Annotated in this window: 9 protein-coding genes and 1 pseudogene; 6 read left to right on the top strand and 4 right to left on the bottom strand. The window is 73.4% G+C overall.

The window, feature by feature from the left end:
* Positions 1–120 precede the first annotated feature (120 nt).
* Positions 121–1,575: a sensor histidine kinase gene (locus ACIBH3_RS32085; RefSeq protein WP_396315625.1), complete on the top strand. Its 1,455-nt coding sequence runs from the start codon at positions 121–123 to the stop codon at positions 1,573–1,575.
* Positions 1,572–2,216, top strand: a complete 645-nt coding sequence (locus tag ACIBH3_RS32080) for a response regulator (RefSeq protein WP_396315624.1) — start codon at positions 1,572–1,574, stop codon at positions 2,214–2,216. Before ACIBH3_RS32085 ends, ACIBH3_RS32080 begins: the two co-directional genes overlap by 4 nt.
* A gap of 138 nt (positions 2,217–2,354) precedes the next feature.
* On the opposite strand, the gene ACIBH3_RS32075 is transcribed toward ACIBH3_RS32080, so the two are convergent.
* The 4 genes from ACIBH3_RS32075 to ACIBH3_RS32060 all read right to left on the bottom strand — a co-directional run bounded on the left by ACIBH3_RS32075 (position 2,355) and on the right by ACIBH3_RS32060 (position 6,745).
* Positions 2,355–3,803 carry a class I adenylate-forming enzyme family protein gene (locus ACIBH3_RS32075; RefSeq protein WP_396315623.1) on the bottom strand — a complete coding sequence of 483 codons (1,449 nt, stop codon included), beginning with the start codon at positions 3,801–3,803 and terminating at the stop codon, positions 2,355–2,357.
* A gap of 376 nt (positions 3,804–4,179) precedes the next feature.
* Positions 4,180–4,851: a 4'-phosphopantetheinyl transferase gene (locus ACIBH3_RS32070; protein ID WP_396315622.1), complete on the bottom strand. Its 672-nt coding sequence runs from the start codon at positions 4,849–4,851 to the stop codon at positions 4,180–4,182.
* Positions 4,848–5,711, bottom strand: coding sequence for a metallophosphoesterase family protein (locus ACIBH3_RS32065; RefSeq protein WP_396315621.1), 864 nt, complete (start codon positions 5,709–5,711; stop codon positions 4,848–4,850). Before ACIBH3_RS32065 ends, ACIBH3_RS32070 begins: the two co-directional genes overlap by 4 nt.
* A gap of 98 nt (positions 5,712–5,809) precedes the next feature.
* Positions 5,810–6,745, bottom strand: coding sequence for an ACP S-malonyltransferase (locus ACIBH3_RS32060; RefSeq protein ID WP_396315620.1), 936 nt, complete (start codon positions 6,743–6,745; stop codon positions 5,810–5,812).
* A gap of 363 nt (positions 6,746–7,108) precedes the next feature.
* Between ACIBH3_RS32060 and ACIBH3_RS32055 the strand changes: the two genes are divergently transcribed.
* The 4 genes and pseudogenes from ACIBH3_RS32055 (at position 7,109) to ACIBH3_RS32040 (ending at position 14,056) form a co-directional block, all read left to right on the top strand.
* Positions 7,109–7,912: a carbon-nitrogen hydrolase family protein gene (locus tag ACIBH3_RS32055; protein ID WP_396315619.1), complete on the top strand. Its 804-nt coding sequence runs from the start codon at positions 7,109–7,111 to the stop codon at positions 7,910–7,912.
* Between the two features lie 30 nt (positions 7,913–7,942).
* Positions 7,943–9,622 (top strand): flavin monoamine oxidase family protein, encoded by a 1,680-nt coding sequence (locus ACIBH3_RS32050; RefSeq protein ID WP_396315618.1) that lies wholly within the window; start codon positions 7,943–7,945, stop codon positions 9,620–9,622.
* Between the two features lie 245 nt (positions 9,623–9,867).
* Positions 9,868–10,143 (top strand): annotated as a pseudogene (locus ACIBH3_RS32045) (transposase family protein); the annotation flags it as partial.
* A gap of 1,009 nt (positions 10,144–11,152) precedes the next feature.
* On the top strand, positions 11,153–14,056 hold the full coding sequence (locus ACIBH3_RS32040; RefSeq protein WP_396315617.1) for an AAA family ATPase: 2,904 nt from the start codon (positions 11,153–11,155) through the stop codon (positions 14,054–14,056).
* The last annotated feature ends 136 nt before the right edge of the window (positions 14,057–14,192 follow it).

The following is a 14,192-nucleotide window of genomic DNA, read 5'->3' as shown; positions in this document are numbered from 1 at the left end:
GGCCGGTGCCGCCGGAGGGGCGGCGGGGGCGCGCGCTCCGGCACCCGACCACGGTCGCGGCCGGGGCCTGCCCCGGGCGGCGGGTGCACGGGGTGGCGGCGCGTGGTAGGACTGGTCAGCGTGCCAGCTCGCGCCCTGCCCGACCAGCCCCCCGCCGCCGACCGATCCGCCACCGGCTCCCGTGCCACCGGCCCCCGCGCCGCCGGGCAGGTGACCACCGACCAGGCCACCGCCGCCCCGCGCGTCCCCGACGACGCCGAGGCCGGCGATGCCGCCGCCGAGGCGGCCTTCCGTCAGGACCCGGTGGTGCGCTGGGCCGGGCTGTGGGACACCTACTTCGGCCTCTCCTACCTGGTCACCGCCGGGCTGCTGCTCACTTCGCAGGCCGCCCCGGGCCGGGTGGCGGGCGCCGTCGCCGCGCTGACCCTGATCGTCCCCTGGTACGCCGCGTTCGGCCGGCCGCTGGTGCTCGGTCGTGAGAAGCTCCCGCGCAGCCGGTGGTTCGCGTTCGGCCTGCTCACCCTGTTCGCCGTCGCCTCGGTGCTCGACCCGGCCAGTGGGTTCGCGCTGTTCGCCATCTGCCCGATGCTGCTGATGAGCCTGCCGTCCTCGCTCGGTGTCGCGGTGGTGCTCTGCGCCAACCTGGTGCCGCTCGTGCTGGTGTGGATCAGCAGCGGCCGGCTCGGCGCCGAGGTGCTGGGCATCCTGCCGCTGACGCTGCTGGGGATCGCCCTGACGGTGCTGCTGGGCCTGTGGATCACCAGGGTGGTCGAGCAGAGCCGCGAACGCGGCCGGCTGATCGAGGAGTTGGAGTGCAGCCGGGAGCGGGAGGCCCGGCTCTCCCACCAGGCCGGGATCGCCGCCGAGCGTGAGCGGCTGGCCCGCGAGATCCACGACACCGTGGCGCAGGGCCTGACCAGTATCATCGCGCTGATCCAGACCGCCGAGTCGGAGTTGGAGGACGATCCGGAACTGGCCCGGCACCACCTCGCGCTGGCGGCGAGGTCCGCCACCGACAACCTGGCCGAGACGCGGGGCTTCGTGGCCGCACTCACCCCGGCCGCGCTGCGCGGCAACTCGCTCGGCGCGACGCTGCGCCGCCAGGGCGAGGCGCTGGCCGCCGAGACCGGCCTGACGGTGGACTACACCGCCGAGGGCACCGAGTTCCCGCTGCCGACGGCCGTGGGCGTGGTGCTGCTGCGCACCGTCCAGGAGTCGCTCGCCAACGTCCGCAAGCACGCCGGTGCCCAACGGGTCGCGCTGCGCGCCGAGTTCACGGACCGCGAGGTCCGGCTGACGGTGACGGACAACGGCTGCGGGTTCGACACCGGCCGGCAGAGCGAGGGATACGGGCTGCGCGGCCTGCGGGAGCGCCTGCGGGAGACCGGCGGCACCGTCCGGGTGTCAAGCCGGTCCGGCTTCGGCACCGTCGTTGAGGTCCGGGTGCCGCTCGGCGCCGGCCCGGACACGGCCGGCCCGCACACACCGCACCCGGACACACCGCAGCCGGACGCGGCCGGCGCGGGCCGGCTCCCCGACGACGCACAGCACAAGCCCTCCGGAGAGACCAGATGACCACCGCCGCCCCCGACCAGCCGGCGATCACCGTACTGATCGCCGACGATCACCCCGTGGTACGCGAGGGCCTGTCGGCGATGCTGGAGTCCGCGCCGGGGATCACCGTCGCGGGGACGGCCGGCGGCGGCGAGGAGGCGGTGGTGCTCGCCGCCTCGCTCGACCCGGACGTGGTGCTGATGGACCTGCGGATGGGGGCGATGGACGGCGTCACCGCCACCGCGCGCATCCTGGCCCGCTCGCGCCGCCCCCGGGTGGTCGTGGTGACGACCTACGAGAGCGACGCGGACATCCTGCGCGCCGTCGAGGCGGGCGCGGCCGGCTACCTGCTGAAGGGGACCTCGCGCGGCGACCTGATCGACGCCGTCCGGGCCGCGGCCCGCGGCGAGACGGTGCTCTCCCCCGCCGTCGCGGGCCGGCTCTTCCGGGCGCGGGCCCAGGAGCCGCCGCCGCTGTCGGCCCGCGAGCGCGAGGTGCTGCACCTGGTCGGCCGGGGCCTGACCAACGCCGACATCGGCCGCGAGCTGCACATCGGCGAGGCGACGGTCAAGACGCACCTGCTGCGGATCTTCCGCAAGCTGGAGGTGTCCGACCGCACGGCGGCGGTGCTGGCCGCGATGGAACGCGGGCTGCTGGACTGACACCCACGGATGCACGCCGGCGGCGGATCGACGGCGGATGGACCGACGGCGGATGGACGGGCCGGCCCCGCGCGCCCCGGGCATGCCTTCGGGCCGCCGCCCGGAGCACGGGCGGCGGCCCGACGCGCTGAGCGGGGGTCAGCCGCCCGGCGTGCCCGCAGGGGCCCCGGAGCCGGCCTCGGCCTCGGCGAGCGCCAGCTCGGTCATCCGGCGCTTGTCCGGCTTGCCGTTGCGGTTGAGCGGGAACTGCTCCAGGACGACCACCCGGTTCGGCTGCTCGTAGGCGGGCAGCAGCCCGTTCAGCTTCTCCCGCCAGTGGGCGGCGTCGCGCAGTTGCTCGTCCTCGACGAAGAAGACCAGGCTGCTGCCGCGCCGCTCGTCCGGCAGCGCCACGATGCGGGTCGCGCAGCCCCCGGCGGCGGCCTTGCGCTCGACGATCTCCGGGTAGAGCGTGTAGCCGTTGCGGTGCACGGCGAACTTCCGCCCGAGGACGAAGAGGTTGCCGGCGGCGTCCAGGTAGCCGAGGTCGCCGGTACGGAAGACGTCCTGGGCGACGGGGTCGATACCGCCCGCGTCCGTCAGGTAGCCGATCATCACGTCCGGTGTCTCGACCAGCAGTTCGCCGACCACCCCGGCCGGCACCTCCCGGTCCTCGTCGTCGACGACCCGGATCCGCAGGCCGTCCATGACCTGGCCGCAGGAGACCGGGTTGTCGCCGGTGGCGAAGGCGACGTTGCCGGCCTCGGTGCTGCCGTAGCTGTCCAGCAGCGGCAGGCCGAAGCGCTCCACGTACAGGTCGGTGAGAGCCTGGTCGAGCGGGGCCGCGCCGCTGCAGAACATCCGCACCGCGCCCAGCGAGCCCTCCAGGGCGGGCTTCTGGCGCAGGATGCCCAGGATGCTGCGGTAGGTCGCCGGGGCGGCGTCCAGGACGGTCGCACCGGAGGGGCCGGCCATCCGCAGCGCCCGGTCCAGGCGCTTGTAGGGGGCGATGACCAGCGAGCCCTGCACGATCCAGGCGATCAGCACCATGGACAGGCCGTACTGGTGGGAGAACGGCAGCAGGGGCAGCAGCACGTCGTCGGAGCAGTGGCCCATGTGCCGGGCGTTCCGCTCCAGGTTCTCCAGGAACCTGCCGCCGTTCTTGACGATGCCCTTCGGCTCGCCGGTGGAGCCGGAGGACCACATGATCAGGGCGTCGTCGAGATCGCACCAGGCGCCGAAGTCCAGACGTTCGTCGGTGACCTGGACCTCGGGCGCGGCGGAGATCAGCTCGTAGAGGTGAACCGGCTCGGTCTCGGCGGGCACCGGGGCGTCGTCGTCCACCAGAACCAGCTTGGTGCCGGCCCGGCGCATGATCGAGCCGGTGGCCTCGCTCTTCTCCTGCTGGTCGACCAGCACGACGGAGGCGCCGAGGTGCATCAGGGCGAACAGGACCGAGACGTAGCTCGCCGAGTTCCCCGCCTTCAGCAGTACCCGGCTGCCCAGCCCGACACCGCGCTCGCGCAGCACCTGCGCGACCCTCAGGGTGTCCTGCTCGAACTCGGCGAGGGTCGCCGCCGAGTCCTCCGCAAGGATCTTTGCCGCCATCGGCTCACTCTTCCTTCTTGTGCTCGGCGGCCACCGAGGGGGTGCGCCCGCCACTGCGGCGCGCGGGCGTCGAATCCGGGGCCGAGGGGAATGACCGCGGCAGTCGGCTGACGCGGCCTGGGGTCGGGCGCCCGCGGCGCCGGCCGCCGGGCGCGCGCACCGCACGGTCGGCGCGGTCGGGGCCCGGCCCGGAACGCCGGAACGCCGCACCGCCACCTTCCGGACGTTACCGAGGCGACGCCGGACGCAGTACCCCTATCCGCCCCCACCCGCCGCACCGCCGGCGCGCCCGTACCGGACGGCCAACTCCCGTTCGACACAGGCATGCTGGCCGTTCAGGTGCCTTCTCGGGGTGTCGCCTCAGAGTGCCGGGCGTTCAGGGGTGCGGCACCGCGACGGCCGTCACGACCAGGCCGGACGCGGCCAGCCAGCGGCCCTCGAAGCCCGGCAGCCGCCGGCCGGCCACCACCGGGCCCGGCACCAGCAGGCGCGCCGTGAAGGTACCGTCCGGAGCGAAGGTCAGGCTCGCCTCGGAGAAGTCGAGCATCAGCCCGGTCAGCGGGAACCACGCCTTGTAGACACTCTCCTTGGCGCTGAACAACAGCCGGTCGGCGCTGAGCGCCGGGTGGGCGCGGGCGAGTTCGGCGAGCCGGGGCAGCTCCTCGGGGCGGGCGACCGCCTCCAGCACCCCGTCCGGCAGCGGCTGGTCGGGCTCCGCGTCGATGCCGACGCCGAGCAGCTCGGCGGCCGGTGCGAGGGCGGCCGCCCGGTAGCCCGCGCAGTGCGTCATGCTGCCCACCACGCCGTCCGGCCAGCGGGGTTCGCCGCGCGGCCCGGGCACCAGCGGCACGGCCGGGCGGCCGAGAGCGGCGAGCGCGCGCCGGGCGCAGGCCCGTACCGCGTGGAACTCGGCCTGCCGGTGCGGCACCGAGCGCGCGATGTGCGCCTGCTCCTCGGGGAAGAGACCTTCGTGCTGCGCGGGTACGGTCGGCAGCTGGGCCGTCGACTCGATCGCCACGACCTGTCCGGGCAGGATCCGCTCGATCACCGGGCACCCCGCTCCGGCAGGATCCGGGTCAGCCCTGACGGTACGTCGGGGCCGCGCCGGCGCCACTCCCGCGGATAGCCCACCGAGACCTCCTCGAAGCGGACACCGTCGTAGCGGGTGCTGCGCGGGATGTGCAGGTGGCCGTAGACGACGGCGGCCACGTTGAAGCGGGTGTGCCAGTCGGCGGTGGCGGTGGTGCCGCACCACTGGGCGAACTCGGGGTAGTACAGGACGTCGGTGGGGGTGCGCACCAGCGGGTAGTGGTTGACCAGCACGGTGGGCACCGCCGGGTCGGCCTCGGCGAGCCGGCGCTCGGTGACGGCGACCCGGGCCCGGCACCAGGCCTCGCGGCTCGGGTAGGGGTCGGGGTGCAGCAGGTACTCGTCGGAGCAGACCACACCGCTCTCGTGCGCCCGGGCCAGCGCCTGCGCCTTGGTGCGGGTGCCCGGGGGCAGGAAGGTGTAGTCGTAGCCGACGAACAGCGGGGCGATCCGCACCGGGCCGCCCTCACCGTGCCAGAGCGGGTAGGGGTCCTCCGGGGTGTGCACGCCCAGGTCGCGGCAGAGCCGCACCAGGTGCTCGTAGCGTTCGACTCCGCGCAGCGTGACGGGGTCGGACGGGTGCGTCCACAGCTCGTGGTTGCCGGGCGCCCAGACGACGGTGGCGAAGCGCTCGGCGAGCACGCCCAGCGCCCACTCGACGTCCGCCATGATCTCGCCGATGTCACCGGCGACGATCAGCCAGTCGTCGGGGGTCCGCGGCCGCAGGCCCTGGACGATCTCGCGGTTCTCCTGGTAGCCGATGTGCAGGTCGCTGGTGGCGAAGAGCGTGCCGTGCGCTGGTCCGGGGTGGTTCGTCAAGGGGGTTGTGCCTTCCTCGGGCCGCTCGGGCGCGGCGGTGCGGCGGTGCGGCGGTGCGGCGAGCGGGTGGCCGGCGCCGGTCCGGCGGTCCCGGACGCTCAGGTGACCGGCTTGAGCGCCGAGTCGGGCGCGAGCGTGCTGGTGGTGAAGTTGTCGACGGTGCACCGCAGGCGGCGCAGCAGCCGGTCGCGTCCCACGATGGCGATCCGGTCGACGCCGCGTCCGACCAGGGTGTCGACGATGCCGGGCCAGTTCATCGGCCGGACGAAACCGCCGAGGATCCACTGCGCGGCCTGTTCGGCGCTCTCCACCAGCGAGCCGTCCTGGTCCGAGACGATCGGCACCCGAGGGTCGCGCAGCCGGTAGCGGGCGAGGACGTCCTGCTGGACGCGCTCGCGCAGCGGGGCGAAGATGCTGGCGTGCGCGGGCGGGCGCATGGTGTAGAGCGAGTAGCCGCCGCAGGCGCCGATGCGCTTCTTGAAGCCCTCCAGGGCGCGTTCGGAGAGCGAGACCATGTAGAGGTCGTGGTCGAGGTGGGAGGAGACCTCGTACCACTCGTCGGCGGCGGCGAGTTCGGCGAGCAGCTCGTCGAGCTTCTCGGGGCCGATCTTGACGAAGGAGTGGGTGACGATGTCGCTGTGGTGTTCGGCGAAGTAGCCGGCCTCGCAGCGGGCGGTCTCGGCGACCAGGCGCACGGCCTCGTCGAAGGGCAGCACGCCGGCGTGGGCGGCCGCGGCCATCTTGCCGAAGCTGACGCCCGCACAGTAGTCGGCGGGCGCCTGCCGCCCGGTGTCCCGGCCCCACTCGACCAGGGCCAGCGAGGCGACGAAGGAGGTCACCTGGGCGACCTCGGAGTAGTCGTCGTCACTTTCGCGCAGCGCGTCGAAGACGCTGTGGCCGAGCACCTCGTCCGCCACCGCGAAGCGCCTCCTGGCGGCGGCGTTCGCCACCATGAAGCGGCCGAAGTCGGCGAAGCGCGAGGGGCCCATGGCGGGGAAGACGATTGCGCTGCTCCCCGGCTTACCGATCGTCATGTCCAGCCCGTTCTGTCGGCGGTTCGAGGCCGGAGCGCGGCGGCCGAGGGGTCGGCGCGGTGCGGTCCGGGTCCTGCCCGGGCGATCCGGCCGGATCGGCTCGCGCCGGCCCGGCCCCGGTCGCAGGGGAGGCGGGCCCGGCGTCGCACGCCCGGCGGGGGTCGGCCGGACAGGGCCTGGTCGAACGTAACCGCGCCGGGGCCGGTGGCCGCCACCCCTGTTGCCACCCCTGCCGCCCCTAGCCGCGGCCCCCGGCGGATCCGCGCTGGCCAGGGGTTGTCGGGCCGCGGCGCGCCAGCCTAGCGTCGGTGGCGGCGAACGACGCCCGGGGACGACCGCACCCGCTACCTGAGGACGCACGCGATGAGGATTGCTTGCTGGCAGGCCGCGTGCGGCTCCCCCGACGTCCCGCACCTGCTGGCGCGGTTGCGCGAGGCGGCCCGCCGGGCCGCGGAGGCCGGTGCGCAGTTGCTGGTCGCCCCGGAGATGACCGTGGGCGGCTATCCGCTGCGGCCCGGCAATCTGGCCCAGGCCCGCGAGCCGCTGGACGGCCCGCACTGCGCGTCCGTCTCGGCGATCGCCCGTGAGTTCGGCATCGCCGTGGTGCACGGCTGGCCGGAGGACGAGGACGCCGGCGTCTACAACGCGGCGCGGCTGGTGGCCGCGGACGGCGGCACGCTGGCGGCCTACCGCAAGGCGCATCTCTTCGGCGACGTGGACACCTCCCGTTTCGTGCCGGGCGACCACGGTGTGGTGCAGGCGCGGCTGGGCGGGCTGACCGTGGGTCTGCTGGTCTGCTACGACGTGGAGTTCCCGGAGTCCGTGCGGGCGCACGCGATGGCGGGCACCCAGCTGCTGGTGGTGCCGACGGCGCTGATGCGCCCCTGGGACTTCGTCGCCAGGACCCTGGTGCCGGCCCGGGCGTTCGAGAGCCAGCTGTACGTGGCCTACACCAACTGGATCGGCGAGCGGGGCGGCCTGGACTTCTGCGGGCTGACCACGGTGGCCGCCCCGGACGGCACCCGGGTGACGCTGGAGGAGCCCGTCGAGGGACTGCTGCTGGCGGACGTCGACCCGGCCGTGGTGACGAAGGCGCGCGCCGACACTCCCTATCTCCACGACCGGCGTCCCGAGCTCTACGAGGGTCTGCCCGCCCGGCTGGGCTGACCTCGTGCGCCGGGCCCCGAAAGGTGTCCCATGTCTCCCGGTACCGGCGAGTACTCGCGTGAAGTGACCGCTCCGCTGACGATGTTCGGCCCCGACTTCCCGTTCGCGTACGACGACTGGCTGGGGCATCCGGCCGGGCTCGGCCGGCTGCCGGCCGAGCGGCGCGGTACGCGGGTCGCGGTGGTGGGCGGTGGGGTGGCGGGCCTGGTGGCCGCGTACGAGCTGATGCGGCTGGGCCTGCGTCCGGTGCTGTACGAGGCCGGCGAGCTGGGCGGCCGGATGCGGGCGGTGCCCTTCCCGGCGGATCCGGCGGTCACGGCGGAGATGGGCGCGATGCGCTTCCCGCTGGCGGCGACGGCGCTCTTCCACTATGTGAACGCACTCGGTCTGGAGACCAGCCCGTTCCCCAACCCGCTCTCGGCGCACACCCCGAGCACGCTGGTGGACCTGAACGGCGAGCGGCGGGTGGCCCGGACGGTGGAGGATCTGCCGCCGGTGTACCGGGAGGTCTCCGACGCCTGGGAGAAGACGCTGCTGGAGCAGGCCGAGCTGGCGGTGATGGAGGACTCCGTCCGGCGCCGCAACGCCCCGCTGCTCAAGGCGGTGTGGAACCGGATGGTGCGCACCCTGGACGACCAGTCCTTCTACGGCTTCCTGGCCGCCTCGCCGTACTTCCGCTCGTTCCGCCACCGGGAGATCTTCGGGCAGGTGGGGTTCGGTACCGGCGGCTGGGACACGGACTTCCCCAACTCCATCCTGGAGGTGCTGCGGGTGGTGTTCACCGGCGCCGACCAGGACCAGGTGCGGCTGGTGGGCGGCACCGGGCGGTTCGTCGACGGGCTGTGGACCCGCCCGGCGGGTCCGGGCGGCCACTGGCCGGCGGCCACCTCGCTGGCCACGCTGCACGACGGGCGCCCGCGCCCGGGGGTGTCTGCGCTGCGGCGGATCGGCGACGGGGTCGAGGTGACGGACCAGGACGGGGCTTCGGAGCGCTTCCCCGCGGTGGTGTTCACCCCGCACGTGTGGACGCTGCTGGGCCGCGTGGAGTGCGATCCGGCCCTGCTGTCGCCGCGGCAGTGGACGGCGGTGGAGCGCACCCACTACATGGGGGCCTCCAAGCTGTTCGTGCTGACGGACCGCCCGTTCTGGCTGGACCGCGATCCCCGGACCGGCCACGACGCGATGAGCATGACGCTCACCGACCGCTCGCCGCGCGGGGTCTACCTCTTCGACGAGGGCCCCGACCGGCCCGGCGTGATCTGCCTGTCGTACACCTGGAACGACGACTCGCTGAAGTTCGCCACCCTGAGCGACGAGGAACGGCTGGAGGTACTGCTGTTCCGGATGGCGGAGATCTATCCCGGTGTTGATCTCCGTCGGCATATCATCGGAGCACCCATCACGGTGACCTGGGAGACCGAGCCACTGTTCATGGGTGCCTTCAAGGCGAACCTTCCCGGCCAGTACCGTTACCAGCGGCGACTGTTCACCCAGTTCGTTCAGGACGGCCTGCCGGCCGGCCGGCGCGGGTTCTTCCTGGCAGGGGACGACGTCTCCTGGACGGCGGGATTCGCCGAGGGTGCGGTCACCACCGCGCTCAACGCGGTCTGGGGAGTGGTGCACCACCTGGGGGGCGCCAGCGATCCGGCCAACCCCGGCCCCGGGGACGTCTTCGAGGAGATCGCGCCCGTCCTCCTCCCGGAGGAGTGAGCGCCCGCCTCGGGGGCAAGCGTGGTGTGTTGTGGCTGGGTGGGGCAATGGGGGACGGCAGCGGTGAAAGTGGGGCGGGGGCGGTGTTCGGCGCTCAGGCGGTACTCGACGTCCAGGTGGTGTCCGACGTTCAGGTGGTGTCCGGCGGGACCGGGCACAGGGTGCCGGCGCAGGGGGCGGCCTCGCACGACGGCGCGGGACCGGACCGGGCAGGGCCCGACGGGCCGGAGCGGGCGCGGCCGGCGATGACCCAGCTGATCAGCGCGGCGGAGACGACCTGGGTGGAACTGCTCACCGGCCTGAGCGCCGAGGAGTTCGACCAGCTGCTGGAGGCCCTGCGGCCGCTCGCCGGGGCCGACGGACCGCGGGCGGGACGCCGCTGGACCCTCGACCTGGAGGACCGGGTCCTGCTGGTGGTGGCCTACTGGCGCACCAATCTGACCATGCGTGAGGTCGCCTCGCTGTTCGGGGTCTCCAAGTCCGCCGCCGACCGGGTCGTCGGCCACCTGGGCCCGCACCTGGAGTTCACCAGCGCCCTTCGCCGGCGCCGCTGCCGGCTCGTCGTCCGGACCGGGCCGCCGTGCGACGGCGACGGCGTGGTCCCGCCACCGGCCCATCCGCACGGCCTGAGCTGCTCCGACTGCACACCGGGGTAGGGCCGGCTACGCCGGGCGCGGTACGCGCCGGCAGGACCATCCGGGACGGCCGGGTTCCCCAGCGGTGAACCGCTGGCGTGAACCCGGCCGTTCTCTCATATGTCAAAACAATTACGGGACAGTTACCGCCTGCCACGGACCTCCCCCGGATCCCCGTCCGGTCGCTGTCCGAACGCCGACCCGTTGCGTTCGAGGGTTAACCACATGTGTCCATTACGTGCGCATGTGGCCGCCCGGCAAGATGGGGTGATTCGCCCCCATTTGCCCCATCGACCCCCGCCGAATGGGGGCCCCTACCCCTACCCCTAGCGCACCTAGGCACCTCAAATCTTGATCAGTTCCTGACGACAACCTTCGCCCCGCGGGGGTCGGCAGTGTTATGTTCGGACCAGTTGTCCCGCAACTCCAATTCACCGTCAGGGCGACCGGCCAGGACGAGGAGCGGACGGGCATGGAATCCGCGCGGACACGATTCTGGTTGAATCCCGAATCATTCTTCATTCGGGTCAGCCGGAATTGTCTCCGCCAGTTCACGGGGGAACGGTGTTCCACGCTATGGGATACGGCATTCGACACCTTGAGGTCCGCCAGTCGGCCGCGCCGCGCCGGTGCACCACTGGACGCACCGTCAACTTCACTTGTGCGCCTGCCAATCCTTGAGGCGGCCACCGGCACCCACGGCGACGAAACGCCAGGTGGGCGCCGGTGCCGCCGCCCCGCCCAGGCGGGGCCGGCACACCGCCGGCCGGCACGCACCGCGGCCGGCGAACCGCCGGGAAACCCTCTTTGAACAATCCATGGGCCCACGGTGATTCCCCGGCACCGGGAATTCACTGCGGGCGGCTATCGGGACCCGAAGCAAGGAGCCCAGTACATGACGGCCCGACCCGAATTGATCGAGCGCGGCGAGGAATTGCTTCAGCTGACCCGGCTCACCACCGACGCGACGAACGGCATGGGATCGGTCGGCCTGGTGGCAGGACCGGTCGCCACCGGAAAGAGCGTCCTGCTCAGCGCCCTGTGCGAGCAGGCCCACCTGGCCGGCTTCATCACCCTGCGGGCCGTGGGCGCGCAGGCCGAGAGCAACACCCCCCTCAGCATCACCGGGCAGTTGCTGCGCCACGCCCCGCTCAGCCCCACTCGGCACAAGCACGTCCAGCACCTGCTGCGGCTGGCCGCCGCCGCCACGCAGAATGCCCCGCACTGGGGTGAGGGGGGCGGGGAACGCGCGGCCCACCTCTGCGCCGACCTGGTCCAGGAACTCTGCGCCGTGCTGTTCGAACTCTCCACCACCTCGCCGATCCTGCTCTGCGTGGACGACGTCCACCACGCCGACGACCACTCCCTGCAGTGGCTGCTCTTCCTGATCCGGCGTCTGGGCTCGGCCCGGATAGCCGTGGTGCTGGCCGAGCGCACCGCCTCCCAGCACCCGCAGCCCGCCTTCCACGCCGAACTGCTGCGCCAGCCGAACTGCCGCCGCGTCATGCTCGGCCCGCTCACCAGGGACGGCGTGAACGAGCTGATCGGCGCCCGGCTCGACGACGTCCACCGCACCGGCGCCCACCGAGGCGCCCACCGCGACGGCGACCTCACGACGCAGGAACCGGCGGCGAAGGAACTCTGCTCCGCCGTCGACGCCCTGACGGGCGGCAACCCGCTGCTCGTGCACGCCCTCCTGGACGACCTGCGCACCTGCACCCGGCTGCCCTCCGAGGCCCGGCCGGCGACCCTCGGCGCCGGCTACGCCTTCTCCCAGGCCGTCGTCAGCTGCCTGCACCGCAGCGAGAGCTCGGCCCTGGCCGTCGCCCGCGGCATCGCCGTCCTCGGCGAGGACGGCTGCCCCCAGGTGCTCGGCCACCTGCTGGAGCGCTCCCCCTCCTCCGTCGAACGCGTCGTACGCGGCCTCGACTCGGCCGGCCTGCTGGAGCACGGCCGCTTCCGCCACCCGGCCGTACGCACCGCCGTCCTGCACGACACCGACGCCGCCGAGCTCAGCCGGCTGCACTTCCGCGCCGCCCACCTGCTCTACAGCCGTGGCGCCACCGAGCGGGCCATCGCCCAGCAGCTGCTGGCCTCCACCGAGCCCGGCGAGTCCTGGAGCATCAAGGTGCTCTGCGACGTCGCCCGCGAGGCCCTGGTGGACGGCGACGCCGCACTCGCCCGGCGCTGCGTCGAACACGCCCACCGCAGCTGCACGGACCGCCGCCGGCGCGGCGAGGTGCTCACCCTGCTGGCCGGCGTCGAATGGCAGCTCCAGGCCGGCAACGCCGTACGCCACCTGCCCCAGCTCACGTCCGCCCTGCGGGCCGGCGACATCGCCGAGCGCCAGTCCGTCGTCGTGCTCAAGTACCTGCTGCGCCACGGCCGGCTCACCGAGGCCTCCGCCACCCTGGAGCACATCATGAGCCAGCAGTGGACGGTGGAGGGCCGCACCGCCGCCGAGTTGCAGACCGTCAAACTGATGCTCTCCAGCTCCTACCCCGGCGCCCTGGCCGACCTGCCGCCGCTCGGCCCCGGCCGCGTCGACGAGGTCCGCACCCCGGCCGCCGTCCGCGCCGACCCACAGCTCCAGGCCGCCGCCGTACTGGACGAGGTCCTCAGTGGCCGGGCCCGCGAGCACACCTTCCTCGCCGCCGAGCAGGTCCTGCGCAGCCTGCGCCTGACCTACCGCTCGTGGGAGCAGGCCGAGTTCGCTCTGCTCGCCCTGATCTACGGCGACCAGCTTGAGCGCGCGGCGCTCTGCTGCGACCAGCTGCTGGAGCGGATCGGCAACGCCGCCGAGGGCTGGCGCCCCCCGCTGCTGGCGCTGCGCAGCCAGATCGCCATCCGCCAGGGCCGGCTCGCCGACGCCGAGCGCGACGCCATGACGGCGCTGGAGATCATGCCCTGGCAGGGCTGGGGCGTCAACATCGGCCTGCCGCTCGCCACCCTGCTGCTCGCCCAGACCGCGATGGGCAAGTACGAGGACGCCGCCGAGCTGCTCCACCGACCGGTGCCGCAGGCCATCTACAAGACCCGCTACGGCCTGCACTACCTCTACGCCAGAGGCGAGTTCCGGCTCGCCACCAACAACTCCCAGGCCGCCCTGGACGACTTCACGATCTGCGGCGAGATGATGCAGGACTGGGACCTCGACCTGCCGAGCGTGGTGCCGTGGCGCGGCGCCGCCGCCCGGGTGCACCTCCAGGCCGGCGACATGCTCCAGGCCAAGGTGCTGATCGACGAGCAGGCCCGGCGCCTTCAGCCCGGCCCCTCCCGCTCCCGCGGCATGACGGTGCGTCTGAGCGCCGCCGTCGCCGAGCTGAAGCACCGCCCCTCCCTGCTGCGCCAGGCCGTGGACGAGCTCCAGCGCAGCGACTCCCCGATCGAGCTCGCCCTCGCGCTCGCCGACCTCGGCTACGCCCACCAGAACCTCGGCGACCACAAGCGCTCCCGGATCATGATGAACCGGGCCTGGCAGCTGGCCAAGGAGCACCGGGCCGAGCCCATCCAGCGAGGGCTGTCCAGCCTCTTCTCCGACGTCCGCGAGGAGGCCCCGCAGGCGGCCGGCAGCGCGTACGCGGGCGGGCTGAGCGACGCCGAGCGCCGGGTCGCCTCGCTGGCGGCGCTCGGACACACCAACCGGGAGATCGCCCGGGAGCTGTTCATCACCGTCAGCACGGTGGAACAGCACCTGACCCGGGTGTACCGCAAACTCAAGGTGACCCGGCGCAGTGACCTGCCGGGCGAGCTGTGCCTGGTCACCGGTGGCGCCACGGGCGCCGCCAGCTACGCCTGAGGCGCCACCGGGCCGGCCGCGGGGGCCGGCCGCATCCGACGCACCCTCAGGACCGGCGGTCCTCCTCCGGTTCCCCCTCCTCCGGCGACTTGGCACCGCAGACCCCTGACCACACTCTTGACGCAGTCACACCAAA

This window comes from Kitasatospora sp. NPDC050543 (genome assembly GCF_044457565.1).
GTDB lineage: Bacteria > Actinomycetota > Actinomycetes > Streptomycetales > Streptomycetaceae > Kitasatospora.
The sequence above is the reverse complement of the archived record's forward strand: the minus strand, read 5'-3'. Positions and strand labels throughout refer to the sequence as shown.

What these genes read in the sequence shown, in the direction of transcription:
- ACIBH3_RS32080 (WP_396315624.1), top strand. Translation starts at nt 1,572, where the DNA reads ATGACCACCGCCGCCCCCGACCAGCCGGCGATCACCGTACTGATCGCC.
- ACIBH3_RS32075 (WP_396315623.1), bottom strand. Translation starts at nt 3,803, where the DNA reads ATGGCGGCAAAGATCCTTGCGGAGGACTCGGCGGCGACCCTCGCCGAG.
- ACIBH3_RS32060 (WP_396315620.1), bottom strand. Translation starts at nt 6,745, where the DNA reads ATGACGATCGGTAAGCCGGGGAGCAGCGCAATCGTCTTCCCCGCCATG.
- ACIBH3_RS32055 (WP_396315619.1), top strand. Translation starts at nt 7,109, where the DNA reads ATGAGGATTGCTTGCTGGCAGGCCGCGTGCGGCTCCCCCGACGTCCCG.
- ACIBH3_RS32050 (WP_396315618.1), top strand. Translation starts at nt 7,943, where the DNA reads ATGTCTCCCGGTACCGGCGAGTACTCGCGTGAAGTGACCGCTCCGCTG.
- ACIBH3_RS32040 (WP_396315617.1), top strand. Translation starts at nt 11,153, where the DNA reads ATGACGGCCCGACCCGAATTGATCGAGCGCGGCGAGGAATTGCTTCAG.